We start from the raw sequence: 24,844 nt of genomic DNA, 5'->3' as shown, positions 1-24,844 counted from the left end.
TAAGGCGCCTACATCCTTTTCGGGCGGTGCAGTGATCAACCGCCATCCGAGACAGCGCTCAGGATCAGCCGCCTCTGAATTCACACCACTTTTAGATTTGAAGCCTAATCATTAGGTCTACTACACAATGTCGCCACTGGCGCGCTTGTCTGCCGCGAGCAGCACACTACATCTGCGCGGTCTGTCGCCCAATGGCGACTTATCCCACAAGGAGAAAAGCCAGTGAAAGCTGCAATCTACAGCGAACCAGGCACCCCGGATGTATTTCATTACGGCGAGGTTGCCGATCCTGTTCCCGCCGATGACGAGGTGCTCATCCGCGTCGAGGCTATCAGCATCGAGGGCGGCGACCTGATTAACCGGGCGCTGACCCGCCAGGGTGCCGATGAAGTGGTCGGCTATGCGGCAGCAGGCACGATCCTGCAGGTTGGCAAGGCTGTCACAGGGCTCTCCGTCGGGCAGCGCGTTGCAACTTTCCAATGGAAGGGATCGCATGCCACTCTTCGCGCGGTCACGGCGACAAATTGCTTCATCGTTCCCGATGACCTCGATATCGGCGTGGCGTCCGCCATTCCGGTCGGCCCAGGCACGGCAGCCTACGCTCTCAAGCTCGGTGCGTTGCAGAGCGGACAGACCGTCCTCGTGCTCGGCGCGAGCGGCGGCGTCGGTCTTGCCGCCGTCCAGCTTGCCGCCAAGGCCGGCGCACGGGTGATCGGAACCGGCACAAAGGCAGAGAGTTTAGAAAAGCTAAAGTCCTATGGTCTTTCCGACGCAATCGTCACCGCTGACAGGCCGGCGAGCGATCAGGTCCGCGCGCTTCTCGGGGGCAACGAGGTCGATCTCATCATCGACAATGTTGGTGGCGACGCGCTCGTCGATGCCCTCAAGATCTTGAAGGACGGCGGCAAGGCCGTGCTGATCGGCGTCTTCGGCGGCCGTAGCACCATGATTGATGCAGGCCAGATCCTGATGCACCGTCACGTCATCATCGGCTGCCTGCTCGGTACGGCGATGACCGATCCGGATGCACGCAGGCTTATCGAGGAACTGTTCCCGATGGCCAGGGACGGCGCCCTCAATGTCCCGATCGATGCCACCTTCCCCCTCTCAGAGGCATCCGCAGCCCACCGACGGGCCGAAGAACGCGGCCGCATCGGTCGCGTCATCATGACGGTCTAGGCTTTCGGGCAGATAGGCGTAGATTGGACTGCAGTCACAGGCGGCGTACCGTCGCCTGTGATACGCAAGCTCCCGCCAGCAGTTCATCGTCGTTGCGAACCTCTCGCCACCCGAATGATGGAAATGCTTCGTCGCATTACAATGCTGATTTCGAAGTCGTTTGACTTAAGCTTCTGAATCATCCGGCAAATGCAGCAACTCACCTCGACAAGATAGTGCCGATCGTTGCGGTGACGAGGATAACGGATTTAGCCTCTAAGCTGTACTGGCATAAAGTAGGAAAATTTACAAAGACCACTGGGGGTAATTCTTTGTTTTAAATTGGTCGGGGCGACAGGATTTGAACCTGCGACCCCTTGACCCCCAGTCAAGTGCGCTACCGGGCTGCGCTACGCCCCGACCCGCCTAAAAGGCTTGGTCTGATTAGTCTTTCGACTTTCTGGACGCAAGCGAAAAAATGCCGGGTGCCGAATGAATTTTCGGCGCAGGTTGAGTTTCCAGTCCAGCGCCATATGCCAGCGTTCCCAGAATGCCCGATTTTTGCCCGGAAATGGCCTAACTCGGTTCATCAGCCGTTCAGACCTCCAGTCGCTAAATAAGCCGTCCAATAGGAGGAAGTTTGATGAAGAACATGATTATTGCCTCTGCAATTCTGGTCGGCGGCTTGTTCGCGACGGGCGCGAGCGCAATGCCTGCGGTCTTGATTGCCAAGGCCCCGACCGTCGTCGTGCAGGTCGATTACGTCTGCGGTCCCGGCTTCCACCAGACACCGTGGGGCGATTGCCGACGCAACGGCTGGCGCCGCGGCCCGCCACCACCACCACCGCGTTTCTACGGTCACCATCGCCCGCCGCCACCCTACTGGGGTGACCGGAGATGGCGCCATCACCGCCACTACGACGACTACTGAGATCGTCGCATAAAGTGCGTTTGCGACGGGGAACGAACGAGGCAATGCCCGCGTTTTCCGTCGCTCATCCGAACCGAGGAAAACCCATGAGAAACCTGATCATGGCCGCTGCAATTGCGGTCACTTCCATCGTGTCTTTCGCACCGGCATCCTACGCCGATACCGTCACCGTCACGACCAGCGAACGGCCCATGCACCGCGGCTGGCATCAGCCGCCGCGCCGTCACTGCTACGTCAAGACTACGAAGGTCCGTCACCACGGCCATTGGGTGGTTCGCAAGACCCGCGTCTGCCGTCGCTAAATGTCTGGACTGCCCGCAACGCGGGCAGTCCATCCAATTCAAGCAGTCCACCTGATCTGAACGGCTACCGGAACTTCCCAGCCGCTCACCTGTTTCTCAACGATAGAGGAGAGCAGCAATGGCAACGAACGACGAATACCTACATGCCGGCTTTACCGGGACACCCGCAGCGCCATCAGACGGCGTCGCTGAAAAAACAAAAGCCGTCGTCTCCGGCCTGAAGGCTGAGGCGAATGCAGTAACCTCTGCAGCCGCCGAACACCCCCACACTGTGACTGCGCTGCTGGTGACTGTCGGCGCACTTGCATTCGGTCTTGGCTACGCTCTCGGGCATTCGTCCGGCGCCAACAGCCGCCAGCGCTTCTGGCGGTGAGAGGAGTGGACCTCGACTACTGGCAGACGTCGACCCACTCGGCTGCCACAAGGTCTACCATGCGCTGCGGCGATAGTCTCACCGCGGAGTTTGTCGCCCCGGCGGCTGGAAGAACCTCCCCATAATCCCGTAATGACACATCGCAGCAGACAGGCAATTTCGTTGCGAGACCGAAGGGGCAGACACCCCCTACCGGGTGGCCAGTGAGCGACACGACCTCCTCCAGATCCAGCATCCGGGGCTTGGACCCGAACGCTACTCGGCTTTTCTTGTTGTCAAGTCGCGCAGTGCCGCTCATGACGACGAGGATGACCTTGTCGCCGACCCTCACGCAGATCGTCTTGGCAATCTGCCCCGGTTCTACGCCATGGGCGGCGGCCGCCATAGCGACGGTTGCCGAGCTTTCGGCAGTTTCGATAATCGTCAGGTCCGGCGCGTTGGCTTCGAAAAAGCGTCTTACAGTTTCCAGTGTCATGGCTGACGGATGCCATAGGCCCACACAGGGTGCAAGCCCGGCGACAACCGCAACTCGTCATCGCTCCTCAGGAACATTTCCCGGTCCCCGACGTTAGCGAGACAGGCTACAGGAGGATAGGCATCATGAGCAGTTATATCGACAGCAAGACAATCGAAAGTGCTGCCAACAGAAGAGTATGGAGCGTGTCCGAATTTGCGCGGCGCTACCGACTGGACAAGTCTGAGGAAAACAAGCTGCTGGCCCTGTTGGGTCCGTTCGCACTCGAACACGAATTGCTGATGAACGCCCAGCGCCGCCCCGTTTTCCGGTAGTTTGAAATCCACGAGACCGACCGACGGGCGCCTTCGGCGTCCGTTTTGTTTTGAGGTGATTACCGGCTCGTATTTAGAGCTTTGCCGGCACGTCCCTACCGCGTCAAAGAGCCGTCCAGCGCCGAAAAGGCAGACAGTCCGCTAACGGACCTTGACACCCCGTCGTTTCAAGCCAAATAAGCTGCTTGTAGGGTAAACAGGGGAAAACATGTCCGTGACACACCGCAGAATTCTGGTCGTGGAAGACGATGCGCTGATCGCCATGCTTTTGGAAGATATGCTTTCGGAACTCGACTATGCGGTTGCCGGTACGGCAGCAGACGTGGACGGAGCCCTGGAAATGGCGGAAGGTGGCGCGTTCGATGCGGCCATTCTCGACGTGTCGCTTGCGGGCAAGAGCTCGCTGCCGGTTGCACGCCTGCTCGATGAGAAGAACAAGCCCTATATCTTCGCCACGGGCTACGGAGTTCTGCCTGAGGGCATGGAAGGCAGCGGTCGTCAGTTGCTCAACAAGCCCTACCAGCTACACCAGCTCGAAGCAGCACTTGCTAGCCTTAAAATCGGCTGAGGTCTCCGGTCAGCGAACTTGATCGAGGAGACGCTTGCATTCCAGCAGATCGTAAAGCGCTTCCTGCAACAGCGCGCGATCTTCCTTGCCGACAGTCGACCCGCCCAGTGAAATCTCCGGAGCGCCCTCTTCGCCACCACCGAAATTGAAGAAGCGGCGGCTGGTCGGCGTCTTGGCGCGGCCGACGATCTGGTCTTCCTCGGCGTTGCTGACCCGTGGTTCGGACGGAGCAGGCTCCTGCACTGCCGCAGCAAGCGCCTCGACGCTGGCAAGATCGCCGCTGCCGACAGCGATGACGAACTTGTTGCCATTCGTCTTCAGAAGCTTTTGGACACCTTTGATGGTGTAGCCGTGATCATAGAGAAGATGACGGATGCCCTTCAGCAGATCGACGTCTTCCGGTCGGTAATACCGACGACCGCCGCCGCGCTTCATCGGCTTGATCTGCAGGAAGCGGGTTTCCCAGAAGCGCAGCACGTGCTGGGGGAGATCGAGATCGTCAGCGACTTCGCTGATCGTGCGGAAAGCATCCGGGCTTTTGTCCAACGTCACTCTCCCTGCACGACCATTCTCGCCATCTGGTAACGAATCGCTATATTTCAAAGGTTTGCGACACGCATTTCAAGTGCAGTCTGCAGGTGCTACACAATGAACACCGGCATCATGCGAAAATATGTGTTGGAAAATTGATCGAAGATGCCCGCTGCAAGCGGTGAGCCCGATCACGCCACGGGCGCTGCGGGCTTGACCTTTGTCTTGCGGCTTGTATGGGCCTTGAGGATGCGGGTCTTCAGCACGTTGGATGCCTTGAATGTCATCACCCGGCGCGGTGATATCGGCACTTCCTCGCCGGTCTTCGGATTGCGGCCTATGCGCTCGTTCTTGTCGCGCACCTGGAACGTCGCAAACGACGAAAGCTTGACGATTTCGCCCCGCACGATGGCGTTGCAGATCTCGTCGATCACGGTTTCGACCAGTTCCGCGGATTCGGTACGGGACAGGCCGACCTTCCGGAACACCGACTCTGCCAAGTCTGCCCGCGTGACTGTCTTACCGGTCATGGTTCCCCGCCCATTGTGTTCTGGAATTGTGGTCGCCGCAAGAGAGTATTGCCCTTGCGCCGAACGGTCAAGCTCTTGTTCGGAATCGGAATTTGGGTTTGCGCGGCTACCAGCGCAGCAACACCGCACCCCAGGTAAACCCGCCGCCCATGGCTTCCAGCATCACCAGATCGCCTTTCTTGATCCGCCCGTCTCCGGCAGCAGTCGCAAGCGCCAGCGGGATGGAAGCCGCCGAAGTATTTCCGTGAAGATCGACGGTGATGACGACCTTCTCCGGCGGAATGCCGAGCTTCCTGGCGGAACCGTCGATGATGCGGCGGTTGGCCTGGTGCGGTACCAGCCAGTCGAGATCGTCGGCGGTTGTGCCGGTCGCCTCGAAAGCGGCAACAATGACATCGGTGATCATGCCGACCGCATATTTGAAGACTTCGCGGCCTTCCATGCGCAACTTGCCGACGGAGCCTGTCGAGGATGGCCCGCCGTCGACGAAGAGCTTGTCCTTGTGTGCCCCATCGGAGCGCAGGCTGGCGGTCAGCACGCCGCGATCGGCGACGGTGCCATCACCTTCAGCCTTTTCCAGAATCAGCGCGCCGGCCCCGTCTCCAAACAGCACGCAGGTGGTGCGGTCGTTCCAGTCCAGGATGCGCGAGAAGGTCTCTGCGCCAATCACCAGCACACGGTTGGCAAGGCCGCCGCGGATGTAGGCATCGGCGGTGGTAACCGCATAGACGAAACCGCTGCAGACCGCCTGAAGGTCGAAGGCGAAGCCGTGGTGCATGCCCAGACGGTTCTGGATATTGACCGCAGTCGCTGGAAAGGTGTTGTCAGGCGTCGAGGTGGCAAGGATGATCAGGTCGATGTCGGCGACAGTCAGGCCGGCATTGTCGAGCGCGGCACGGGCGGCGGCTTCGCCGAGCGATGCGGTGGTCTCGCCATCGCCGGCGATATAGCGCTGGCGGATGCCGGTGCGCTGGACAATCCAGTCATCGGACGTATCGACGACCGTTTCCATTTCGCGATTGGTCATCACGCGCTTCGGAAGCGCTGCCCCGAAGCCGCGGACTACTGAACGGATCATGCTGATTATACCTCGTCGCTCATGACAGCTTCCGGCCCGATGGGCGGCAGACGCATGGCATGATATCTCTTGAGATCGTTTTCTATTTTCTGAGTGAGGCCGTTTTTGGCCATATCGTAGCCGACGTCGATAGCCGCTGCGAAAGCCTCGGCGGTAGCGCCGCCATGGCTCTTGATGACGATGCCGTTGAGGCCCAGGAACACGCCGCCATTGACCTTGCTCGGATCTAGCTTTTCACGCAGCATATCGAATGCGCCCTTGGCAAAAAGATAGCCGATGCGGGCCATCAGGGTCCGGTTCATTGCGGCGCGCAGATAGCCGGCGATCTGCTTGGCTGTGCCTTCCGCCGTCTTCAGGGCGATGTTGCCGGAAAAGCCTTCGGTGACAACGACGTCGACGGTGCCCTTGCCGATGTCATCGCCTTCGACGAAGCCGAAGTATTCCAGCGATTCGAGATTGGCCTCGCGGATCAGGCGGCCGGCATCCTTGACCTCTTCCTGTCCCTTCATCTCCTCGACACCGACGTTCAGCAGCCCGACCGTCGGTCGTTCCACCTCGAACAGCGCCCGCGCCATTGCGCCGCCCATCAGGGCAAAATCCAGCAACTGCTGCGAATCGGCACCGATGGTGGCGCCGACGTCGAGCACGATGCTCTCGCCGCGCAGCGTCGGCCAGATCGCGGCAATGGCGGGCCGTTCGATGTTGGCCATGGTGCGCAAACAGAACTTCGACATCGCCATCAGCGCGCCGGTGTTGCCGGCGGACACGATAACGTCGGCCTCGCCGAGTTTCACCGCTTCGATCGAGCGCCACATGCTCGAGACATTGCGACCGCGACGCAGCGCCTGGCTCGGCTTCTCGTCCATGGCGACTGCGACTTCGCAATCGTAGAACACGGACTTTGCCTTAAGCTTGGGAAACTTGTCGATCAGCGGTTGGCAGAGGTCTTTCCGGCCATATAGCAAGAAGGAGATTTCCGGGTGCCTTTCCAGCGCCTTGGCAGCACCGGGGACGACAACTCCAGGGCCGAAGTCGCCACCCATAAGGTCGAGAGAAATTCTGATCACGCCTGACTGATCCTTTTTTTCCGCCACATTTGGCGAAATTTCGGCCAAAATACCGTTTTTCATTTGCCTTACAACTGAATTGTGCCGAAGGGGCCGCGGAAGCCTATTCCTTCTTCCAGTTCTTTAGAGCAGCAAAAGCTGACGGTTTGACGTCATTGTCGGCGGTATCCTCGATATGGTCCTCGAAGTCCAGACCGGGCTTGCGCGGATAGGGTTCGATGCCCATTGCGGCAAATTCCGTGACGATGGATCCGGCATCGATGACATCGCCGACAAAGGTCTCGGGCAGGTCGTCACCGTCTGGGTTCAGCACCAATTCGCCGGAGGGCTGAACCGGCACGCGGGCAAGCTTCGATCCCTCGGGAACGAACAGCTGGTCGAACTCCTCGTCGATCTCGGATGCGACCGGATCGAGCGAGACGACACATTCCTGGACGATCCGCGCCTTGACAGTGCCCCTCACCCTGACGCCATCGCGCTTCCAGCGGGAGATCTTCAGTTCGGCCTTCAGATCGTCGACCGAGACGACATTCCACAGAGCAGCCAGGCCCATGCGTTCAGCCTCGTCGGCTTCGAGACGCACCTCGATCGGATTGAGCGAGATGTGCCCGACCTTGACGTTGTAGGAAAACGGGTTTTCGGCTGTCGCCGTCTTGTTCTTCATCTTTGCCTCCTATGCCGGCACCGGCAGTGACGCCGAGCCTGTGGCAATATCCACTTCCGAAATGCCAGACAGATGCTTTTCCGCCGACATCATCCAGTCGGCCAGTCCCAGCATGTCAGGCGCATCGTCGCGCGGTTCGGGATATATGTTGCGGCGTAGCGCCTTTGCGAGTGCCTCACGATCGTTGCCATCCATCGCCGCAGCGTAGGATTCGAGCCGACCGTAGAACATGCCTGCCAGTTTCTTCATCCGCTTCGGCACGCCGTTGTCGCCAACGCCGAGTTCCCGGATCGAATAGTCGATATCCTGGAAGAATGCATCGACAATTTCCTGGGCGATCTCCTGGCCGCTGGTCCGAGACGACCGGGTGCGGCGAAAAAACAGGATCATGACGGCCGACAGCATTTCGAAACGGCCCATCACCGTGTCCGGGACGTCCAGCACGGCATAAAAGCCGGGCTGGCGGGCTGCAGCGGTCAGGGCCGCATATTGCCGTTCGACGATCGTCCGATTGTGATTCTTTTTAGCAAAGAGCCCGAAGATCATCGAATTTCCCAGAATTGGCCCATTCGGCGCGCCGCATGGCGCCGGCCCTTGTTGCATCCATCAAAAAGCTGGTTTACCGAAGCAGGCGCGAATTGCAATGCCGTTGGTGCCCTTGCGGGAACCGCCCGATCTGTCCGGCCCTGGTGCCAGGACAGGCGCTTCAGGGCCATTCGTCCATCACCGGATTTTCCGCCTATCGCGGAAACGCCATAATGATGTGCGCAGCAAGTGTTCCGGGCGGTCGGCCGCAGGATTGATAGATAGGGAGATGTCGTTGACGCGACGGGATTTCAAGTCGGACAGAACTTTCATTCGGGGCGCAACCATCGCCCTGCTGATTGCTACCGCAGGGATTGCAGGCTGCCAGACCGGTGACGTCATGAATGGCGGCTACATCTTCGACCAGCAGTCGCTCGATCTGGTGCCGGTAGGCTCCAGCCGCGAGCAGGTACTGCTGTCGCTGGGCACGCCATCGACGACGGCGACGTTCGACGGCGAGGTGTTCTACTACATCTCCCAGAAGCGTACGCGTCCGGTGGCCTTCATGAAGCCGCACCTGGTCGCCCAGTCGATCCTGGCGATCTATTTCGACAAGGACGGTGTTGTGAAGCAGCGGGCGAACTACTCGCTCAAGGACGGCAAGCCGTTCGACATGATTTCGCGCACGACGCCAACAGGCGGCAAGGACATGACATTCCTGCAGCAGGTCCTGATGGGCAGCGGCACGGGTGCCAATGGCGCCAAGAACCTGATGAACACGATCAACCCGGGCCAGTAAGCCCACCAGTCAAGAAGAAGCCCGCGACGCACGCATGCGCCGCGGGCTTTTTTATTGTATCAGGCAGACCGGGCCAGCACTGCCAGCAACAGCAGAGCTACGATGTTGGTGATCTTGATCGCCGGGTTGACGGCGGGACCGGCCGTATCCTTGTAGGGATCGCCAACGGTATCGCCAGTCACAGAGGCCATGTGTGCCTCCGACCCCTTCATGTGCCGCACACCGTCCTTGTCGACGAAACCATCCTCGAACGACTTCTTGGCATTGTCCCATGCGCCCCCACCCGATGTCATCGAGATGGCGACGAACAAGCCGTTGATGATGACGCCTAGCAGCGAGGCGCCAAGTGCTGCAAAGGCCGAGGCCTTCGACCCGGATATCAGCAGCACCCCGAAATAGACCACCACCGGCGCCAGCACCGGCAGCAGCGAAGGGACGATCATCTCGCGGATTGCCGCCTTCGTCAGGATATCCACGGCGCGACCGTAATCCGGGCGCTCGGTGCCGAGTATGATGCCGGGCTTTTCGCGAAATTGCCGGCGGACTTCCTCGACGATCGCACCGGCGGCGCGGCCCACCGCTGTCATGGCGATGCCGCCGAACAGGTAGGGAATCATGCCGCCAAAGAGCAGGCCGGCGACGACGTAGGGATTTGCGAGATCGAAGGAAATCGCCCCCATGTTGGCAAAGTAGGGAAACAGGTCACCATGGGCGGCGAAATATTTCAGGTCGTTGGAATAGGCGGCAAACAGAACGAGGGCGCCGAGGCCGGCAGATCCGATCGCATAGCCCTTGGTAACGGCCTTGGTCGTATTGCCGACAGCGTCGAGCGCATCGGTGGACTTGCGGACCTCAGGCGGCAGATGAGCCATCTCGGCAATGCCACCGGCATTGTCGGTGACAGGGCCGAAAGCGTCGAGCGCGACGATCATTCCGGCGAGACCCAGCATGGCCGTGACAGCGATGCCGGTGCCGAACAGGCCGCCGAGCTGGTAGGTGGCAACGATGCCGCCGATGATGACGATGGCGGGCAGTGCCGTCGATTCGAGCGAGACGGCCAGCCCCTGGATTACGTTGGTTCCGTGACCCGTCACCGATGCCTGGGCAATCGAGACCACCGGGCGCTTGCCGGTCGCGGTGTAGTATTCGGTGATGACGACGATGAGGGCTGTGACGAGCAGGCCGACGAGACCGCAATAAAACAGGTTGAGGCCGGAGACATCGACACCGCCGACTGTTCCGATCTTGCCCCAGCCGATGGTCGCCGATGTCGCGATGGCAAGGCCTGCGATCGACAGCAGGCCGGTGGCAACAAGACCCTTGTAGAGCGCACCCATGATCGAGCCGTTGGGGCCGAGCTTGACGAAGAAGGTGCCGATGATCGACGTGATGATGCAGGTACCGCAGATGGCCAGCGGGTAGACCATGGCGACCGGCAGGATTGCGGTGCCTGCAAAGAAGATAGAGGCGAGCACCATGGTAGCGACGACGGAGACGGCATAGGTTTCGAACAGGTCGGCTGCCATGCCGGCGCAATCGCCAACGTTGTCGCCGACGTTATCGGCAATGGTCGCGGGATTGCGTGGATCGTCTTCCGGAATGCCGGCTTCGACCTTGCCGACGAGATCGCCACCGACATCGGCACCCTTGGTGAAGATACCGCCGCCAAGGCGGGCAAAGATCGAGATCAGCGAGGCGCCGAAGCCGAGTGCCACCAGCGCATCGACAACGTCGCGCGAGCCTGGATCGTGACCGAGGATGCCGGTGAGGACGCCGTAGTAGACGGAGACGCCGAGCAGAGCGAGACCGGCCACCAGCATCCCGGTGATCGCACCGGATTTAAACGCTATATCGAGGCCTGCCGACAAGCTGACAGACGACGCCTGTGCGGTGCGGACGTTGGCGCGCACCGAGACGTGCATGCCGATGAAGCCGGCGGCACCGGAAAGCACGGCGCCGATCAGGAAGCCGATCGCCGCCTCGCCCGAAAGCAGCCACCAGGCGGCGAAGAAGACAACGAGGCCGACGATGGCAATGGTTTTATACTGACGCGTGAGATAGGCCTGCGCGCCTTCGCGAATATAGCCGGCAATTTCCTGCATTCGCGCATTGCCCTGGTCGGCAGCCAGCACCGAGCGAGTCGCCCATCCTGCATAAAGCAGCGACAGCACCCCACATGCAATGACGCCAAAAAGTATAAGCATTCGATCTTCCCTCCCAAAAAGCCGGCGCTTGTCTCCCCCGGCCGCAAAAGGCATCGGTCGCCAGCCTCCTCCAAGGATAGCGGCCTTTGCGGAAGGCGAGATTGCTTGCGGGACAACCGCGCGTCAAGTCGGGCGGCGGGCTAAATGCCATGGGTGGCAAAAACAGCAGTCGTTATGCACGGGAGCGCAGAAGATCTTGCAAAGCCAGCCAAATCAGAGATGAAAAAGCCGGACGGGATCACGACGAAGCGGTGCGGAAGGGTGGATTTTCGAAGGAGTCAGGCGACTCAGGCGAGAATCACTTCTTCGTCTCGACCCGAACCTGCTTTGCAATGCGGTCGAGCACTGCGTTGACGAGCTTGGGCTCGTCGTCGCCGAAAAATGCCTGGGCGATCTCGACATATTCGGTGACAATGACGGCCACCGGCACATCCTTGCGATCGACGATCTCGAATGTGCCTGCACGCAGGATGGCACGCACGGTGCTGTCGAGACGCGACAAAGCCCAGTCGTCCTGCAGCGCCTGGCCGATCAGCGGATCGAGATGCGTCTGCTCGCGCACCACACCCGATACGATCGAGCGGAACCAGGAGGCATCGGCCTTCAGGTAGGTTTCGCCGTCGACTTCCTGCCCGAGGCGATGCGCCTCGTACTCGGCAACGACCTCGAGCACGCCGCTGCCGCCGATATCCATCTGGTAGAGCGCCTGTACTGCGGCGAGACGCGCTGCGCCGCGCTGGTTGGCGGTCTTGACCGGGCGCTCGACTTCCTCGTTGCTCATCGCTCAGGCACCCAGCTTTTGCTTGACGGCAATCATCGTCAAGGCGGCGCGGGCGGCAAAACCACCCTTGTCCTTGTCGCTGCGGCGGGCGCGGCTCCAGGCCTGTTCGTCGTTTTCGACGGTGAGAATGCCGTTGCCGATGGCGAGCGACTCGCTGACGGACAGATCCATCAATGCGCGCGAAGATTCGTTGGAAACGATATCGAAATGGTAGGTCTCGCCGCGAATGACCATTCCAAGCGCAACGAAACCGTCATAGGCCGTGCCGCCGTTGTCGGCGCCGTCGAGCGCCATGGCGATGGTCGCCGGAATTTCCAGCGCGCCGGGCACGGTGATGATGTCGTAGGTTGCGCCGGCTTCTTCGAGCGCATGCTTGGCGCCGTCGAGAAGCGCATCGGCCATATCGTCATAGAAGCGGGCTTCGATAATCAGAATATGCGCATTGGATGAGCTGGACATACGGCACCTGGATCTTGAGCGGCGCGAACGCCTGACATGGCGGGCGTCAAACCATGCCATATCGCGGTTGGCAAGTGTTTTTCGGTCTCAGACGGGGAATAGAGCGCCCCGGAACCGCGCAAGACTGCCCTTCCCGCTCTGAACGGGTTCAGCTAATCTGGCGCCGCCACAGGGAGTGATGAATGACCGACACAGACAAGATTGCCGTCAGCCTCGACACGCTGCCGCTGGAAGAATGGCAACAGGGCGAATATTACGGCGGCAGCGACGCTTCCTTCGGGGCGATGATCGGGCTGACGCAGCTGGGGATGAGCTACAACATCGTCCCTCCCGGCAAGTCCGGCTGCCCGTTCCACAACCACCATGTCGAGGACGAGGCATTCATCATCCTGTCCGGTCAGGGCGACTACCGGTTCGGCGACCGGCGGTTTCCCGTGAAGGCCGGCGATGTGCTCGGCGCGCCCGCAGGCGGCCCGGAGACGGCGCATCAGCTGGTCAACACCGGCGATGCGCCCCTCGTCTTCGTCGCCATCTCGACGATGGCCAAAACCGAGATCTGCGAATATCCCGATTCCGGAAAGTTCATGGCAAAGACGCGGATCGGCAACGAGATGGTCAAACGCTTCAGCTTTGTCGGCCAGGAAGACAGCGCCGTCGATTACTGGAACGGAGAGCCAGGTGCATGAACGTGGCCGCAGATGATGGCAATGTGCCGGTGATCGTAACCGAGCGTCTGGTGCTGCGGGCGCACCGGCTCGACGATCTCGAGGCCTGTACGGCACTCTGGGCCTACCCTGCCGTGGTGCGCTTCATCGGAGGGGTGCCGTTTTCGCGTGAGCAAAGCTGGGCGCGGCTGCTTCGCTATGCCGGGAGTTGGCAGATGCTGGGTTTCGGCTTCTGGGCCATCGAAGAAAAAGAAAGCGGCGCGTTTGTCGGCGAAGCCGGGTTCCTGGAGGCAATGCGTGACATGACACCATCGATTGCGGGAACGCTGGAGACAGGTTGGGTGCTGAACCCCGCCTTTCATGGCAAGGGCTATGCGACCGAGGCGGTCTCGGCGATGATCGCCTGGGGCCGGGAGCGTTTCCCCGAGCAACGCATGACCTGCATCATCGCCTCCGAACACGGCGCTTCCCTGCGGGTGGCTGAAAAGCTCGGCTTCGAGAAGATCACCGCCACTTCCTACCTCGGTTCCGAGGTCACACTGCTGGAGTGTGCACGCCGTCTTTAAGGCTCAGACGCGTGCCGGCAGCATCCGTCTCAACACACCGTCGCGCACCAGATAATGGTGGGCGAGAGCGGCGACGGCGTGGCCACATGCGAGGATGATAATCGTCCATCCCACGTAGTAGTGGAAAGAGGAATACCAGTGGCCTAGCTCCTTGTTCTCCCCGATAGGGTTAGGGATCGAAAACAGGCCGAAGAACATGAACGGCTCGCCCTGCGCCCAGCGGAAGAGGTAGCCGAGCACAATCTGCGCCGCCAGCAAGAGATAGAGCAGATGGTGGACACTCTTTGACAGGACGCGCTGGATACCGGTTTCCAGCGATGCAAGTTTACGGCCACCGGTCGTGCGCCAGAAAACGCGCGCGATAAAGATGACGCTGAGCAGGATACCCATGGAAATATGCAGGGACTGCAGGGATTTGCGGAGCGGCGTGCCTCTCGGCAGGTAATCCCAGGTAATCGCAGAGGCGAACAGGGCGATGACGAGCAATGCCGAGACCCAGTGCAGGGCGATTGTCCAGCTGTCGTATCGCATAGCGCGACCGGCTCGGGCTGGTGACAAGGATTCGATGGACATTGGATTTCCTGCTTTTCCGTTACACGGCGTCGGAGCTACAACGCAGATGAGGCATACATGGATACAACGGTCGGATCCCATCGATACCGCAGTTTTCAACAGTGCGCATTGATCTTGCGCACCCGTAGCGCCTAGCGCAAATTTCTTACGCCAAGATTACGAAAATGCAGCGAATGTCGCGGTTTGATGATGGTCGCAGGCCTCAACCCGCATGCGCTGCCGGGAACTCTGCCAGTCGCGCGGCGTATCGCGCCATGGTGTCGACTTCGAAATTGACGAAATCGCCGGCCTTGCGCTCGCCCCAGGTGGTGACCTCGAGCGTGTGGCGGATGAGCAGCACATCGAAATCGGTGCCATTCACGGCATTGACGGTGAGCGAGGTGCCGTCGAGGGCAATCGATCCCTTCGGCGCCACGAATTTGGCGAGGTGCTCGGGCGCGCGCAGGCGATAACGAGTGGCCTCGCCCTCTTCCGTGACTGAGAGGATCTCCGCCTTACCGTCGATATGGCCGGAGACGATGTGGCCGCCGAGTTCATCACCGATCTTCAGGGAGCGCTCGAGATTGATGCGGGTGCCTGCCGTCCAGCTGCCAACCGTTGTCAGACGAAGGGCCTCCTCCCAGGCTTCCACCTCGAACCAGCGATCGTTGCTGCTGCCTTCGGATAGGCCGGTCACCGTCAGGCAGATGCCCGAATGGGAGATCGACGCGCCCATGGCGATGGTCTGCGGATCGTAGATGGTGGCGACGCGAAGCTTGATGCCCTCCTGCATGGGGGAAACTTGTTCGACGGTGCCGATATCGGTGACAATTCCGGTAAACATCAGATGTCTCTCTCATAAATTTCGCAGCGATCGTCGCCGTAGACTTCGGTGCCGACATGGGTGAAGCCTGCAGGGATATCGGTGCTTTGAACCGGCGATGCAAGGCCGTCCGTACCGATGGTGATGGGGGCTTGAAATAGCAGGATGCGGTCGACGAGGCTGGCCGCGAGAAAACTGCGGATAGTCTTAGCGCCGCCCTCCACCAGCAGCGAGGATATGCCGCGACCACCGAGCGTCGTCAGCAGCATCGCCAGATCTGTCGGATCCTGATCTAGGATCTCGATCCCGGCAGCCTGGAGTACCGCGCGCCGGTCCACGTCATTGCCGAGCGTGACCGAGATTACAGGCACCTCCCGGGCAGTCTTTGCCAGGTTCGAGGCCAGCGGCAATTCGAGCCTCCGATCAAGCACCACCCTGATTGGAGAGCGGTGTTCGAGACCTGGCGCCCGGCAGGTCAGCAGCGGATCGTCTGCAATGGCGGTGCCGATGCCGACGAGGATGGCATCGCTCTCGGCGCGCAGAAGCTGGACGGCAGCGCGGGCTTGCGGGCCGGTGATCGCAACCTGTCCCGCACCTGCGTTGCCGATCATGCCATCGGCGGAAACCGCAAGCTTGACAGTGACAAAGGGCCGGCCCTGAGTCTGCCGCATCAGGTAGCCAGCCATCGACCGGCGGCCCTCCGTTTCCAATACGCCGGTCTCGACAGTAATGCCGGCTACCCGCAGCATCTGGAGGCCGCGACCGGCAACGCGGGCATCGGGATCACCGACGCTGACGACAACGCGCGAAACGCCTGCTGCAATCAGCGCATTTGCGCAGGGCGGCGTGCGACCGTAATGGGAACAGGGTTCGAGCGTGACGTAGACCGTAGCGCCTTGGGCCGCCTCGCCTGCTGCGGCCAGAGCCTGCGGCTCTGCATGCGGGCGGCCACCGAGAGCCGTCACCGCGCTGCCGACCACCCTGCCATCCTTGACGATGACACAGCCGACGGAGGGGTTGGTGCTGGTCTGGCCGAGATGCCGGCGCCCGAGGGCGATGGCCTCGACCATGAAGAATTCATCGGTTGCCGACGTTGGGCCAGTCATCGCTCAGCCGTCCAGTGGATCGCGGGCGATCTTTGCGTTGATCTCGGCGATGACCTTTTCGAAATCCTCGGCATGGGAAAAGTCCCGATAAACAGAAGCGTAACGGACAAAGGCGACATCGTCGAGCGTCTTCAGGGCCTCCAGAACCTGCAGGCCGATCTGCTCGGACGAGATCTCGGTCTCGCCGGAACTTTCCAGACGACGGACGATGCCGGAGACTGCGCGCTCGATGCGGTCGCGATCGACCGGCCGCTTGCGGAGCGCGATCTCGAAGGAACGAACCAGCTTGTTGCGGTCGAACAGAACCTTGCGGCCGGTCTTCTTGGTGACCATGAGTTCGCGCAACTGCACGCGCTCGAAGGTCGTGAAGCGACCGCCGCATTCAGGGCAGATGCGCCGCCGGCGGATGGAGGTGTTATCCTCCGCCGGACGCGAATCCTTCACCTGGGTGTCTTCGGTCCCGCAATATGGGCAGCGCATTTAAATCCCTCAGCCGATGTAGTCGTACATCGGGAAGCGATTGGTCAGCGCCAGGACCTTCTCACGGACAGCAGCTTCGACAACGGCATTGCCTTCGTCGGAGTTGGCAACCTTCAAACCGTCAAGCACCTCGATGATGACATTGCCGATTTCCTTGAATTCGGCTTCCTTGAAACCGCGCGTCGTGCCGGCCGGCGTGCCGAGACGGACGCCCGAGGTGACGAACGGCTTTTCCGGATCGAAGGGGATGCCGTTCTTGTTGCAGGTGATGTAGGCGCGGCCAAGGGCTGCCTCGGCGCGCTTGCCGGTGGCGTTCTTCTTGCGCAGGTCGACCAGCAGCAGGTGGTTGTCTGTGCCGCCGGAGACGACGTCGACACCGCCTGCCATCAGCGTTTCAGCGAGCGTCTTGGCGTTCTTCACGACCTGGGCAGCGTATTCCTTGAATTCCGGCCTCAGCGCTTCGCCGAATGCGACGGCCTTGGCGGCGATGACGTGCATCAGCGGTCCGCCCTGCAGGCCCGGGAAGACGGCCGAGTTGAATTTCTTTGCCAGGCCTTCGTCATTGGTAAGGATCATCCCACCGCGCGGACCGCGAAGCGACTTATGGGTCGTCGTTGTCGCCACGTGGCAATGAGGAAACGGCGACGGATGCTGGCCACCGGCGACGAGACCGGCGATGTGGGCCATGTCGACCATCAGGTAGGCACCGACAGAGTCTGCGATCTCGCGGAAACGCTTCCAGTCCCATGTGCGGGAATAGGCCGTGCCGCCGGCGATGATCAGCTTCGGCTTGGTTTCCTCGGCCTTGCGGGCGACTTCTTCCATGTCGAGCAGGTTGTCGCCTTCGCGCACGCCGTATGACACCACGTTGAACCACTTGCCGGACATGTTGACGGGCGAACCGTGCGTCAGGTGGCCGCCGGAATTGAGATCGAGGCCCATGAAGGTGTCGCCCGGCTGCAGCAGCGCCAGGAAGACGGCCTGGTTCATCTGGCTGCCGGAGTTCGGCTGGACGTTGGCAAATTCAACGCCGAACAGCTGCTTTGCACGCGAGATCGCCAGTTCTTCGGCGATGTCGACGAACTGGCAGCCGCCGTAGTAGCGCTTGCCCGGATATCCCTCGGCATACTTGTTGGTCATGATCGAACCTTGCGCTTCCAGCACGGCGCGCGAGACGATGTTTTCAGAGGCGATCAGTTCGATTTCGTGTCGCTGACGACCCAGTTCCTTGGTAATCGCGCCGAAGATTTCAGGATCGGCCTCGGATAGCGGGCGATTGAAGAACGGTTCGGTCGAAGGATGGGTCATCGTCAAATCTCCGGATCTGGAATGCATGACGTCTTAGCGTCGCGGCCTTGCGAGGGCAAGACGATCCGCGACATTTGCTGGGCAAACCGCGGTGTCCTGCCCGCAGAAACACGAAAGCCGCGCAAGATGCGCGGCTTTCGTCCGATATTACAACGTGGAGCTTACTGAACCGGCTTTTCCATGCCCTGCGTCGTATCCAGAGCCAGCTGGGCGTTGCCGTCGAGCTGGTAGATGTCGTCGCGAAACTGCACCACGCCGTTGCCGGCGCCCCATGCAGAAATGTAGGCGAAATACACCGGAATTTCCTGGGGCAACTTGATCGGCGTGTTGACGCGACTGGCGATGACACTTTCGATGTGCTGGCGAGGCCAACCCGGCGTCTCGCCGAGCAACCAGACCACAAGATCGCGGACGTTCTGGACGCGCACGCAGCCCGAACTGTCGAAGCGCATCAGCTTGTTGAACAAACCCTGCTCCGGCGTGTCGTGCATATATTCGTTGTTCGGGTTGTAGAAGTTGATCTTCGCAGATGCCATGGCATTGTTCTTTCCCGGATCCTGACGGAACATCAGGTTCGGCGCCTTGTCGGCATTCCAGTCCACCGATTCCGGCGCGACTTCGGTGCCCTTAGGATCGAACAGGCGGATGTTGTTCTTCGCCAGGTATGTCGGATCCTTGCGCATGATCGGCATGATGTCTTTTTCGACGATCGAGCGCGGGGAAGTCCAGTAAGGGTTCAGGATCACCTCGAAGATCTTCGAGTTGATGATGTGGGTCGGGCGCGCCATACGACCGACGATCGCCATATGGCGGAGCGCCACCTGGCCGTCCTGCACGGCTTCTACATAGGTCGCCGGAATATTGACCATCACGTGGCGGCGACCGAGGTCTGCCGGGAAGGTCTGGAGGCGGATCAGGTTGGTATTCAGCTGCTGAAGGCGGACGTTTGCCGTAACGTTGAGTGCCTTGACGGTGTATTCGCCGAGACGGCCATCTGGCGGCAGGCCGTGACGGGCCTGGAAACGCTTCACTGCGCCGTCGACATAGGAGTCGAACGCAGGCGACATGCCGGCCTCGCGCGGAAGATCGCCGGTGATGGCAAGGCGCTGCCGCAGCGTTTCGACGATGGGGTCGGACACGCCGAGCTGCAGCTTGTTGTCGCCAACGTCCACCTGCGGCCATCCGCCGTTCGCTGCAATCGCCTGATACTGGGAAATCGCCTGCTGGATGTTGGAAATCGAGTCAGGGCTCAGGATTGGGGTGTTCGATACCATCGCGGCGGCCGTGCGGGATGCGGACTTGGCGTCGAACTGGTCGTCCCAGGAGCCGCGCCGCGGCGCATTGATGATATCGTCCATTGCCGACTGAGCGAACACCGGGCCTGCAATCGCGACGGCGCCGACGGTTGCTGCCGACCGCAGAAAGGCGCGGCGTGAGAAGTCTACAATTCCGTTTTTCTTCGACATTACCCTACCATTCCACGCCGGCGACGGTGATCGTCTGCGGCCAAAAAGCGAAATCCTGGACACACTAGTACTGCATAACGCGGCACGCATCGATCTGTTGCGTCCACACCGGTCCGAACCTCATTTTTGACCATCACGATTATGAGAGGTCAAAGCCTTGGCAAACAAGGCATTCGGGCTGGAGGCGCACGTCTGCCATCCCGCTTCGCTGTCATACCAATATGGCCGATTCGTGTCGTCAGGCACGGAACTTGCTTGCGTGGCCCGACGGCGAAAAATGATCATTCAGTGTTGCTGAAACAAGACGGTTTGCATGCTCATAGTGCATCCGGCGAAGGCGTCAATCAGCGACTCGCGGCCCTTGTGATTGCACTCGAAACAAGGTCGTCGGCGTGGCAGAAAATCCACAGTAGGCAATGGTTGGCATCGCCTCTTGTCGTCGCCTGGAAATCGTGCTCATCACTCGTACCAAGAGCTGACGCACGAGGGACTCCGGTCACAATCCTGTTCAGAAGCCTGTCTAGACGGACAAACAATCGAAAGAAGGGATTCGCCATGGCTGAAGAGAATGCGATCGAGACAGAAGAAGGCATGGTGGATTTCGACGCCGGTCAGGGTGAAGCCGCGACCGTCGAGATGGACGACTACACGCGGAGCCTCGCGCAGGCCAAGGCAAAATCCGTCAAGCTGATCGACGCAATCACCGGCGCGGCCCTGAAGAAGAAGGACGCCGTGCATTTCGACGACCTGCGCCCGTCGCTCGCCGATTTCGTCCGCCAGAAGCATCCGGGCATTCGATCGGACGACTATCTCAGCCGCAAGGCGATGGACGAGTACCGCGGCCAGTATATCGCCGAACTGCTGAAGGACGAGCGCGGCGAACTGTCGACGCTGGAAGACGAAGTCGTCGAGAGCCTTAAGACGCACGACACGCTGGCCGAGAATATCGAAGAGGACTACGAGGACCACCGGTCGATCGGCGACCGCATGTCCGATGTTGTCGCCTCCTTCGGCGGCAGCTGGACCTTCATCATCTCCTTCTGTGCGTTTCTCGCCATCTGGATGCTCATCAACGTCGTGATGGGAGCCACCCAGGCCTTTGACGCCTATCCATTCATTCTGCTCAACCTCATTCTCTCGACAATTGCAGCCCTGCAGGCTCCGGTCATCATGATGAGCCAGCGTCGACAGGAGGCGAAAGACCGCTTGCGGGCGCTCAACGACTACAAGGTGAACCTCAAGGCCGAGCTCGAAATCCGCCACCTGCATGAAAAAGTCGACCACCTGCTCAATCGTCAGTGGGAGCGGCTGACCGAGATCCAGCAAATCCAGATCGAAATGATGCTGGAGCAGGCAAAGGCAGCTGGCCGGGTGCTAAAAGTCAGCAAGGCCAGCAAGGCAAAGACCGTGCGCAAGAAGGTCGCGCCGAAGAAGGTGATGCCTGCCCCGCTGCCGGACGGCGCGCTGGAATAGAATGTTGGATAGATAGCCAGCCGACTGCTGGCAAGTCGGAGCCGCCGCAGTAACATTCTTAGCCTTGCTATCGATTTGAATTTACTTTCCCATCGCTTGCGGTCAGAATTGTCACCGGCGGGCGTCTTGGATTCAGCTTCAGAGCACGATAAGCGCGTCGATATTGGCTGCACCAGCTAGGCACTCGCAATCCTGTCACGGGTAAGTGAACCAAGATGGTGAAAGAACTGCCCTTTTCGACGCTATCGCTCGGAACGGAACTGGGCCGGGCGAAGTTTACGGGTGGGAGCAGATAGCCCTGCCCTTACATTCACGAATAGGAGATTCCATCATGAAATGGCATGCACCAAAATTCATCGAAGTCAGCTGCGGCATGGAAATCAACCGTTACGCTCCGGCCGACGGCAGCGAACCCGTCCTATTCTAGGACTGAAACAACCGGAGCACGGGTTTGACAGATATGCGCTTTCTCGTGCTCGGGACCGCAGCCGGCGGCGGACTTCCGCAATGGAATTGCGGCTGCGACAATTGCAGGTCGGCCCGGATCGAGGGATCCGGACTGCGCCCGCAGACGCAGTCTTCCGTTGCGGTCAGCGTTGACGGTGAAAACTGGGCTATCCTCAATGCCTCGCCGGATATCCGCCAGCAGATAGCGGACAACAGCGCCCTCCACCCCCGCGAACTCCGGCACTCCCCCATCCGCAGCGTTGTCGTCACCAATGGCGATATCGACCACATCGCAGGGCTGCTTGTATTGCGGGAAAAGCAGGCATTCGGGCTCTTCATGACCGAAGCCCTGGCCGACATCCTGTCTGGCAATCCGGTTTTTTCGGCACTCGACCCCGCCTTCGTCCAGCGGCAAACGATCGCTCTCGGCACCCCCTTCCAGCTTCTCCCCGGCTTGACGGCGGAGTTGTTCCCCGTGCCGGGCAAAGTTCCGCTATTTCTGGAGGACGACAATCCGGAGATCGGTCTCGAAGGCGAGCAGACCATCGGCATCGAGCTTAAGTCGGGAAACCAGCGCGCCTATTACATTCCCGGCTGCGCTGCGCTCACGGAAAAGCTCGCCTCCCGCATCGATGGCGCCGACCTTCTTCTCTTCGATGGCACGCTGTTTACCGACGACGAGATGCTCGTCAGCGGCACAGGCCAGAAGACCGGCCGGCGTATGGGTCATATGCCGATTGATGGCGCTGGCGGCAGCCTGGAGGCGCTTTCTAGCGTGACTGTCGCCCGAAAGGTTTACGTCCATATCAACAATACCAATCCGATCTGGCGACAAGGCCCTGCCCGCGACAAAGTCTATGATGCGGGTTTCGAGGTCGGCCATGACGGCATGGAGATCGATCTTGCAGCAGACACCTAACCGACAGAGTTTCGAACATCGCCTGCGGGCTATCGGCGCGGAACGCTACCATGACAAACACCCTTTCCACGTCATGCTGCACGGCGGCGAGTGCAGCCTGACGCAGGTGCGCGCCTGGGTTATCAACCGGTTCTACTATCAGAGCCGCATTCCCATGAAGGACGCAGCGTTCATGTCTCGCTCGGACAACCCCGACCTCCGCCGCGCCTGGCGCCGGCGGATCGAGGATCATGATGGCGGCATCGAGGAAGGCGGCGGCATCCGCCGCTGGCTGAAGCTCGCCGAAGCAGTCGGGCTCGATCCCGATTACGTGGCCTCGACGAAAGGCGTGTTGGCGGGAACACGTTTTGCCGTTGACGCCTATCTGCATTTCGTGCGCGAAAAGCCGATGCTGGAAGCTGTCGCATCCTCGCTGACCGAGATGTTCGCGCCAAAAATCCATTCCGACCGAATTGCCGGACTGCTGAAGCACTACGCATTTGCCGACGATCGGGCACTCGCCTACTTCCGCCAGCGTCTCAACGAAGCACCAGAGGAGGTAGCCTTCGGGCTCGGCTATGTGCTCGACCATGCCGACACGCTGGAAAAGCAAGATGCGGCGGCATCGGCGCTGACATTCAAGACAGACGTGCTCTGGTCTCAGCTCGACACGCTTTATTCCGCCTATGTGACGCCTGGCCGCATTCCGCCCGGAGGGTGGGATGGCCACGAAGCCGTTGTAGCGTTTTCGCCGGATGACGATCTTCCGAAAGGACAGCGCCTGTGAGCGACCAACAGACAGTCACCATCACCGCCGAAACCGTCATCAAGTTGCCACGCGGCGTGCGTCTGCATGAAGATCCTGTGCGCAAGCAGATGGTGCTGCTGGCGCCGGAGCGGGCGCTGGCGCTCGACGAGATCGCCGTCGCCATCGTCCGCGCACTGGATGGCGTGAAGAGCCTCGATCAGATTGCAGACGGCTTTGCCCGCGATTTCGGTGCTCCGAAGGACCACGTGCTGGCCGACATCATTGCCTTTGCGCAGGAGTTCGCCAATCGCCGGATGCTGGAGATCGTCCAATGACGGTCGTCTTCTCAGCAGACAAATCGATGGCGGAGGCGCGCCGCATCACAGCTCCACCGCCGATGGCGCTGCTGGCCGAGCTTACGCACCGCTGTCCGCTCGCCTGCCCCTATTGCTCCAATCCGCTGGAGCTGGTGCGGGCCAATGCGGAGCTCACCACCGAACAGTGGATAGAGATCTTCCGCCAGGCGGCAGCCATGGGTGTCCTGCACCTGCATCTGTCAGGGGGCGAGCCGGCGTCGCGTCGCGATCTGGTCGAGCTGACCCGCGCTGCAGCCGGCTTCGGGCTCTACACCAATCTCATCACATCGGGCGTCGGCCTCACCGAGGCTCGCATCGCCGAACTGGCGGATGCCGGCCTCGACCACCTGCAACTATCGATCCAGGGCATCACGCCTGAAAAAGCCGATCAGGTCGGTGGCTACAGGGGTGGCTATGCGCGCAAGATGGCAGTTGCGGAATGGACGCGCGCAGCCGGTATCCCGCTGACGGTCAACGCCGTCTGCCACAAGCAGAATATGGAAGAGATTGGCGGCATGCTCGATCTCGCCATCGCGCTCGGCGCCCGGCGCATCGAGATCGCCACTGTACAGTTCCATGGCTGGGCGGAGCGCAACCGGCAGGCCCTGATGCCGACGCTGGAGCAGGTGGAGGCGACGAATGCCTTCGTCGAAGCATCGCGCAAGCGGCTTGAAGGCACGCTGGTCATCGACTATGTGCCGGCGGATCATCATGCGCGTTTCCCCAAAGCCTGCATGGGCGGCTGGGCGCGCATCGGCCTCAACGTCACGCCTTCAGGCAAGGTCCTGCCCTGCCACGCCGCCGAGACCATCGTCGGCCTCGCCTTCGACAACGCCACGGAACGGCCGCTTTCCGAAATCTGGTACGACAGCGCCGCCTTCAACGCCTATCGCGGTGACGACTGGATGCAGGAACCCTGCCGTTCATGCGACCGCAAGCATATCGATTTCGGCGGTTGTCGATGCCAGGCCATGGCGCTCGCCGGCGATCCCGCAGCGACAGACCCCGTCTGCACATTCTCTCCATTGCGCAATGAGCTGACAGCGCAGGCCAAAGCCGATTCGCTGGCGGTCCCGCCGCCGTTCGTCTATCGCGGGCGTTGATGGTGGGCAGTGTGATGGTGGTGGAAGAGCCTCGAGAGTTCGTCACCCTCGGGCTTGACCCGAGGAGCCATAAAACACTCGGAGGTCGTGGGTC

General features: G+C 60.6%; 31 protein-coding genes and 1 tRNA gene. 15 read left to right on the top strand and 17 right to left on the bottom strand.

What is annotated here, in order from left to right:
* Positions 1 to 222 precede the first annotated feature (222 nt).
* A complete protein-coding gene (locus PR017_RS04730) occupies positions 223 to 1,179 on the top strand; it encodes a quinone oxidoreductase family protein (RefSeq protein WP_111220533.1) in 957 nt (318 codons plus the stop codon).
* 322 nt (positions 1,180 to 1,501) lie between these two features.
* On the opposite strand, the gene PR017_RS04725 is transcribed toward PR017_RS04730, so the two are convergent.
* Positions 1,502 to 1,578: transfer RNA gene (locus tag PR017_RS04725), tRNA-Pro, on the bottom strand.
* A 223-nt stretch (positions 1,579 to 1,801) separates the two neighbouring features.
* On the opposite strand from PR017_RS04725, the gene PR017_RS04720 reads away from it, so the two are divergent.
* The 3 genes from PR017_RS04720 to PR017_RS04710 all read left to right on the top strand — a co-directional run bounded on the left by PR017_RS04720 (position 1,802) and on the right by PR017_RS04710 (position 2,764).
* Positions 1,802 to 2,089 carry a GCG_CRPN prefix-to-repeats domain-containing protein gene (locus tag PR017_RS04720; protein WP_111220532.1) on the top strand — a complete coding sequence of 96 codons (288 nt, stop codon included), beginning with the start codon at positions 1,802 to 1,804 and terminating at the stop codon, positions 2,087 to 2,089.
* 86 nt (positions 2,090 to 2,175) lie between these two features.
* Positions 2,176 to 2,391 (top strand): hypothetical protein, encoded by a 216-nt coding sequence (locus tag PR017_RS04715; RefSeq protein WP_111220531.1) that lies wholly within the window; start codon positions 2,176 to 2,178, stop codon positions 2,389 to 2,391.
* Between the two features lie 118 nt (positions 2,392 to 2,509).
* Positions 2,510 to 2,764: a hypothetical protein gene (locus tag PR017_RS04710; RefSeq protein WP_111220530.1), complete on the top strand. Its 255-nt coding sequence runs from the start codon at positions 2,510 to 2,512 to the stop codon at positions 2,762 to 2,764.
* 16 nt (positions 2,765 to 2,780) lie between these two features.
* On the opposite strand, the gene PR017_RS04705 is transcribed toward PR017_RS04710, so the two are convergent.
* Complete coding sequence (locus PR017_RS04705) at positions 2,781 to 3,239, bottom strand: YbaK/EbsC family protein (protein WP_111220529.1); 459 nt, start codon at positions 3,237 to 3,239, stop codon at positions 2,781 to 2,783.
* A 125-nt stretch (positions 3,240 to 3,364) separates the two neighbouring features.
* Here PR017_RS04705 and PR017_RS04700 point away from each other — a divergent pair, with 125 nt between their 5' ends.
* Both PR017_RS04700 and PR017_RS04695 read left to right on the top strand, forming a co-directional pair.
* Positions 3,365 to 3,553: a hypothetical protein gene (locus tag PR017_RS04700; RefSeq protein WP_111220528.1), complete on the top strand. Its 189-nt coding sequence runs from the start codon at positions 3,365 to 3,367 to the stop codon at positions 3,551 to 3,553.
* 208 nt (positions 3,554 to 3,761) lie between these two features.
* Positions 3,762 to 4,121 carry a response regulator gene (locus PR017_RS04695; RefSeq protein WP_111220527.1) on the top strand — a complete coding sequence of 120 codons (360 nt, stop codon included), beginning with the start codon at positions 3,762 to 3,764 and terminating at the stop codon, positions 4,119 to 4,121.
* Positions 4,122 to 4,130: 9 nt separating this feature from the next.
* On the opposite strand, the gene PR017_RS04690 is transcribed toward PR017_RS04695, so the two are convergent.
* From PR017_RS04690 to PR017_RS04665, 6 genes are all read right to left on the bottom strand, one after another.
* Positions 4,131 to 4,673 (bottom strand): MerR family transcriptional regulator, encoded by a 543-nt coding sequence (locus PR017_RS04690; protein WP_111220526.1) that lies wholly within the window; start codon positions 4,671 to 4,673, stop codon positions 4,131 to 4,133.
* 170 nt (positions 4,674 to 4,843) lie between these two features.
* On the bottom strand, positions 4,844 to 5,182 hold the full coding sequence (locus PR017_RS04685) for an integration host factor subunit alpha (protein ID WP_111220525.1): 339 nt from the start codon (positions 5,180 to 5,182) through the stop codon (positions 4,844 to 4,846).
* Positions 5,183 to 5,288: 106 nt separating this feature from the next.
* A complete protein-coding gene (locus PR017_RS04680; RefSeq protein ID WP_111220524.1) occupies positions 5,289 to 6,260 on the bottom strand; it encodes a beta-ketoacyl-ACP synthase III in 972 nt (323 codons plus the stop codon).
* 5 nt (positions 6,261 to 6,265) lie between these two features.
* Positions 6,266 to 7,327, bottom strand: coding sequence for a phosphate acyltransferase PlsX (gene plsX, locus PR017_RS04675; RefSeq protein ID WP_111220796.1), 1,062 nt, complete (start codon positions 7,325 to 7,327; stop codon positions 6,266 to 6,268).
* A gap of 103 nt (positions 7,328 to 7,430) precedes the next feature.
* Positions 7,431 to 7,991 carry a YceD family protein gene (locus PR017_RS04670; RefSeq protein ID WP_111220523.1) on the bottom strand — a complete coding sequence of 187 codons (561 nt, stop codon included), beginning with the start codon at positions 7,989 to 7,991 and terminating at the stop codon, positions 7,431 to 7,433.
* A 9-nt stretch (positions 7,992 to 8,000) separates the two neighbouring features.
* Entirely contained in the window at positions 8,001 to 8,594 is a 594-nt protein-coding gene (locus tag PR017_RS04665; protein WP_206423174.1) for a ubiquinol-cytochrome C chaperone family protein, read from the bottom strand.
* 211 nt (positions 8,595 to 8,805) lie between these two features.
* Here PR017_RS04665 and PR017_RS04660 point away from each other — a divergent pair, with 211 nt between their 5' ends.
* Positions 8,806 to 9,315 carry an outer membrane protein assembly factor BamE gene (locus PR017_RS04660; RefSeq protein WP_111220521.1) on the top strand — a complete coding sequence of 170 codons (510 nt, stop codon included), beginning with the start codon at positions 8,806 to 8,808 and terminating at the stop codon, positions 9,313 to 9,315.
* Positions 9,316 to 9,374: 59 nt separating this feature from the next.
* On the opposite strand, the gene PR017_RS04655 is transcribed toward PR017_RS04660, so the two are convergent.
* The 3 genes from PR017_RS04655 to ribH form a co-directional block, all read right to left on the bottom strand.
* Positions 9,375 to 11,519 carry a sodium-translocating pyrophosphatase gene (locus PR017_RS04655; protein WP_111220520.1) on the bottom strand — a complete coding sequence of 715 codons (2,145 nt, stop codon included), beginning with the start codon at positions 11,517 to 11,519 and terminating at the stop codon, positions 9,375 to 9,377.
* Positions 11,520 to 11,817: 298 nt separating this feature from the next.
* Positions 11,818 to 12,300, bottom strand: a complete 483-nt coding sequence (gene nusB, locus PR017_RS04650; protein WP_111220519.1) for a transcription antitermination factor NusB — start codon at positions 12,298 to 12,300, stop codon at positions 11,818 to 11,820.
* Positions 12,301 to 12,303: 3 nt separating this feature from the next.
* Entirely contained in the window at positions 12,304 to 12,759 is a 456-nt protein-coding gene (gene ribH, locus PR017_RS04645; protein WP_111220518.1) for a 6,7-dimethyl-8-ribityllumazine synthase, read from the bottom strand.
* A 182-nt stretch (positions 12,760 to 12,941) separates the two neighbouring features.
* Here ribH and PR017_RS04640 point away from each other — a divergent pair, with 182 nt between their 5' ends.
* Together PR017_RS04640 and PR017_RS04635 are read left to right on the top strand one after the other, a co-directional pair.
* Entirely contained in the window at positions 12,942 to 13,445 is a 504-nt protein-coding gene (locus PR017_RS04640) for a cupin domain-containing protein (RefSeq protein ID WP_111220517.1), read from the top strand.
* Complete coding sequence (locus tag PR017_RS04635) at positions 13,442 to 13,990, top strand: GNAT family N-acetyltransferase (RefSeq protein ID WP_111220516.1); 549 nt, start codon at positions 13,442 to 13,444, stop codon at positions 13,988 to 13,990. Before PR017_RS04640 ends, PR017_RS04635 begins: the two co-directional genes overlap by 4 nt.
* Positions 13,991 to 13,993: 3 nt before the next feature.
* On the opposite strand, the gene PR017_RS04630 is transcribed toward PR017_RS04635, so the two are convergent.
* The 6 genes from PR017_RS04630 to PR017_RS04605 all read right to left on the bottom strand — a co-directional run bounded on the left by PR017_RS04630 (position 13,994) and on the right by PR017_RS04605 (position 19,725).
* Positions 13,994 to 14,563 (bottom strand): cytochrome b, encoded by a 570-nt coding sequence (locus tag PR017_RS04630; RefSeq protein WP_111220515.1) that lies wholly within the window; start codon positions 14,561 to 14,563, stop codon positions 13,994 to 13,996.
* 202 nt (positions 14,564 to 14,765) lie between these two features.
* Positions 14,766 to 15,386: a riboflavin synthase gene (locus PR017_RS04625; RefSeq protein ID WP_111220514.1), complete on the bottom strand. Its 621-nt coding sequence runs from the start codon at positions 15,384 to 15,386 to the stop codon at positions 14,766 to 14,768.
* Complete coding sequence (gene ribD, locus PR017_RS04620; RefSeq protein WP_111220513.1) at positions 15,386 to 16,471, bottom strand: bifunctional diaminohydroxyphosphoribosylaminopyrimidine deaminase/5-amino-6-(5-phosphoribosylamino)uracil reductase RibD; 1,086 nt, start codon at positions 16,469 to 16,471, stop codon at positions 15,386 to 15,388. The genes PR017_RS04625 and ribD overlap by 1 nt, the downstream gene beginning before the upstream one ends.
* Before the next feature lie 3 nt (positions 16,472 to 16,474).
* Positions 16,475 to 16,951, bottom strand: coding sequence for a transcriptional regulator NrdR (gene nrdR / locus PR017_RS04615; protein ID WP_111220512.1), 477 nt, complete (start codon positions 16,949 to 16,951; stop codon positions 16,475 to 16,477).
* Between the two features lie 9 nt (positions 16,952 to 16,960).
* Positions 16,961 to 18,259, bottom strand: coding sequence for a serine hydroxymethyltransferase (glyA, locus tag PR017_RS04610; protein WP_111220511.1), 1,299 nt, complete (start codon positions 18,257 to 18,259; stop codon positions 16,961 to 16,963).
* Positions 18,260 to 18,420: 161 nt separating this feature from the next.
* On the bottom strand, positions 18,421 to 19,725 hold the full coding sequence (locus PR017_RS04605; RefSeq protein ID WP_111220510.1) for a L,D-transpeptidase family protein: 1,305 nt from the start codon (positions 19,723 to 19,725) through the stop codon (positions 18,421 to 18,423).
* A gap of 555 nt (positions 19,726 to 20,280) precedes the next feature.
* On the opposite strand from PR017_RS04605, the gene PR017_RS04600 reads away from it, so the two are divergent.
* The 6 genes from PR017_RS04600 (at position 20,281) to pqqE (ending at position 24,750) form a co-directional block, all read left to right on the top strand.
* The gene (locus tag PR017_RS04600) at positions 20,281 to 21,198 is read left to right on the top strand and encodes a DUF1003 domain-containing protein (protein ID WP_111220509.1); all 918 of its coding nucleotides are present in this window, start codon (positions 20,281 to 20,283) and stop codon (positions 21,196 to 21,198) included.
* Between the two features lie 331 nt (positions 21,199 to 21,529).
* On the top strand, positions 21,530 to 21,625 hold the full coding sequence (pqqA, locus tag PR017_RS04595) for a pyrroloquinoline quinone precursor peptide PqqA (protein ID WP_111220508.1): 96 nt from the start codon (positions 21,530 to 21,532) through the stop codon (positions 21,623 to 21,625).
* Positions 21,626 to 21,658: 33 nt separating this feature from the next.
* Positions 21,659 to 22,564, top strand: coding sequence for a pyrroloquinoline quinone biosynthesis protein PqqB (gene pqqB, locus PR017_RS04590; protein WP_111220507.1), 906 nt, complete (start codon positions 21,659 to 21,661; stop codon positions 22,562 to 22,564).
* Positions 22,527 to 23,330 (top strand): pyrroloquinoline-quinone synthase PqqC, encoded by an 804-nt coding sequence (gene pqqC / locus PR017_RS04585; RefSeq protein ID WP_111220506.1) that lies wholly within the window; start codon positions 22,527 to 22,529, stop codon positions 23,328 to 23,330. The genes pqqB and pqqC overlap by 38 nt, the downstream gene beginning before the upstream one ends.
* The gene (gene pqqD / locus PR017_RS04580; RefSeq protein ID WP_111220505.1) at positions 23,327 to 23,626 is read left to right on the top strand and encodes a pyrroloquinoline quinone biosynthesis peptide chaperone PqqD; all 300 of its coding nucleotides are present in this window, start codon (positions 23,327 to 23,329) and stop codon (positions 23,624 to 23,626) included. Before pqqC ends, pqqD begins: the two co-directional genes overlap by 4 nt.
* The gene (gene pqqE, locus PR017_RS04575) at positions 23,623 to 24,750 is read left to right on the top strand and encodes a pyrroloquinoline quinone biosynthesis protein PqqE (protein ID WP_111220504.1); all 1,128 of its coding nucleotides are present in this window, start codon (positions 23,623 to 23,625) and stop codon (positions 24,748 to 24,750) included. The genes pqqD and pqqE overlap by 4 nt, the downstream gene beginning before the upstream one ends.
* The last annotated feature ends 94 nt before the right edge of the window (positions 24,751 to 24,844 follow it).

The organism is Rhizobium tumorigenes (assembly GCF_003240565.2).
In the GTDB taxonomy this organism is placed as follows: Bacteria; Pseudomonadota; Alphaproteobacteria; order Rhizobiales; family Rhizobiaceae; genus Rhizobium; species Rhizobium tumorigenes.
Note: the sequence above shows the minus strand (reverse complement) of the source record. Positions and strands in the feature narration are given on the sequence as shown.

What these genes read in the sequence shown, in the direction of transcription:
- PR017_RS04720 (WP_111220532.1), top strand. Translation starts at nt 1,802, where the DNA reads ATGAAGAACATGATTATTGCCTCTGCAATTCTGGTCGGCGGCTTGTTC.
- PR017_RS04715 (WP_111220531.1), top strand. Translation starts at nt 2,176, where the DNA reads ATGAGAAACCTGATCATGGCCGCTGCAATTGCGGTCACTTCCATCGTG.
- PR017_RS04710 (WP_111220530.1), top strand. Translation starts at nt 2,510, where the DNA reads ATGGCAACGAACGACGAATACCTACATGCCGGCTTTACCGGGACACCC.
- PR017_RS04705 (WP_111220529.1), bottom strand. Translation starts at nt 3,239, where the DNA reads ATGACACTGGAAACTGTAAGACGCTTTTTCGAAGCCAACGCGCCGGAC.
- PR017_RS04700 (WP_111220528.1), top strand. Translation starts at nt 3,365, where the DNA reads ATGAGCAGTTATATCGACAGCAAGACAATCGAAAGTGCTGCCAACAGA.
- PR017_RS04695 (WP_111220527.1), top strand. Translation starts at nt 3,762, where the DNA reads ATGTCCGTGACACACCGCAGAATTCTGGTCGTGGAAGACGATGCGCTG.
- PR017_RS04685 (WP_111220525.1), bottom strand. Translation starts at nt 5,182, where the DNA reads ATGACCGGTAAGACAGTCACGCGGGCAGACTTGGCAGAGTCGGTGTTC.
- PR017_RS04680 (WP_111220524.1), bottom strand. Translation starts at nt 6,260, where the DNA reads ATGATCCGTTCAGTAGTCCGCGGCTTCGGGGCAGCGCTTCCGAAGCGC.
- PR017_RS04670 (WP_111220523.1), bottom strand. Translation starts at nt 7,991, where the DNA reads ATGAAGAACAAGACGGCGACAGCCGAAAACCCGTTTTCCTACAACGTC.
- PR017_RS04665 (WP_206423174.1), bottom strand. Translation starts at nt 8,594, where the DNA reads ATGCAACAAGGGCCGGCGCCATGCGGCGCGCCGAATGGGCCAATTCTG.
- PR017_RS04660 (WP_111220521.1), top strand. Translation starts at nt 8,806, where the DNA reads ATGTCGTTGACGCGACGGGATTTCAAGTCGGACAGAACTTTCATTCGG.
- PR017_RS04655 (WP_111220520.1), bottom strand. Translation starts at nt 11,519, where the DNA reads ATGCTTATACTTTTTGGCGTCATTGCATGTGGGGTGCTGTCGCTGCTT.
- nusB (WP_111220519.1), bottom strand. Translation starts at nt 12,300, where the DNA reads ATGAGCAACGAGGAAGTCGAGCGCCCGGTCAAGACCGCCAACCAGCGC.
- ribH (WP_111220518.1), bottom strand. Translation starts at nt 12,759, where the DNA reads ATGTCCAGCTCATCCAATGCGCATATTCTGATTATCGAAGCCCGCTTC.
- PR017_RS04640 (WP_111220517.1), top strand. Translation starts at nt 12,942, where the DNA reads ATGACCGACACAGACAAGATTGCCGTCAGCCTCGACACGCTGCCGCTG.
- PR017_RS04635 (WP_111220516.1), top strand. Translation starts at nt 13,442, where the DNA reads ATGAACGTGGCCGCAGATGATGGCAATGTGCCGGTGATCGTAACCGAG.
- PR017_RS04630 (WP_111220515.1), bottom strand. Translation starts at nt 14,563, where the DNA reads ATGTCCATCGAATCCTTGTCACCAGCCCGAGCCGGTCGCGCTATGCGA.
- PR017_RS04625 (WP_111220514.1), bottom strand. Translation starts at nt 15,386, where the DNA reads ATGTTTACCGGAATTGTCACCGATATCGGCACCGTCGAACAAGTTTCC.
- ribD (WP_111220513.1), bottom strand. Translation starts at nt 16,471, where the DNA reads ATGACTGGCCCAACGTCGGCAACCGATGAATTCTTCATGGTCGAGGCC.
- nrdR (WP_111220512.1), bottom strand. Translation starts at nt 16,951, where the DNA reads ATGCGCTGCCCATATTGCGGGACCGAAGACACCCAGGTGAAGGATTCG.
- glyA (WP_111220511.1), bottom strand. Translation starts at nt 18,259, where the DNA reads ATGACCCATCCTTCGACCGAACCGTTCTTCAATCGCCCGCTATCCGAG.
- PR017_RS04605 (WP_111220510.1), bottom strand. Translation starts at nt 19,725, where the DNA reads ATGTCGAAGAAAAACGGAATTGTAGACTTCTCACGCCGCGCCTTTCTG.
- PR017_RS04600 (WP_111220509.1), top strand. Translation starts at nt 20,281, where the DNA reads ATGGCTGAAGAGAATGCGATCGAGACAGAAGAAGGCATGGTGGATTTC.
- pqqA (WP_111220508.1), top strand. Translation starts at nt 21,530, where the DNA reads ATGAAATGGCATGCACCAAAATTCATCGAAGTCAGCTGCGGCATGGAA.
- pqqB (WP_111220507.1), top strand. Translation starts at nt 21,659, where the DNA reads ATGCGCTTTCTCGTGCTCGGGACCGCAGCCGGCGGCGGACTTCCGCAA.
- pqqC (WP_111220506.1), top strand. Translation starts at nt 22,527, where the DNA reads ATGACGGCATGGAGATCGATCTTGCAGCAGACACCTAACCGACAGAGT.
- pqqE (WP_111220504.1), top strand. Translation starts at nt 23,623, where the DNA reads ATGACGGTCGTCTTCTCAGCAGACAAATCGATGGCGGAGGCGCGCCGC.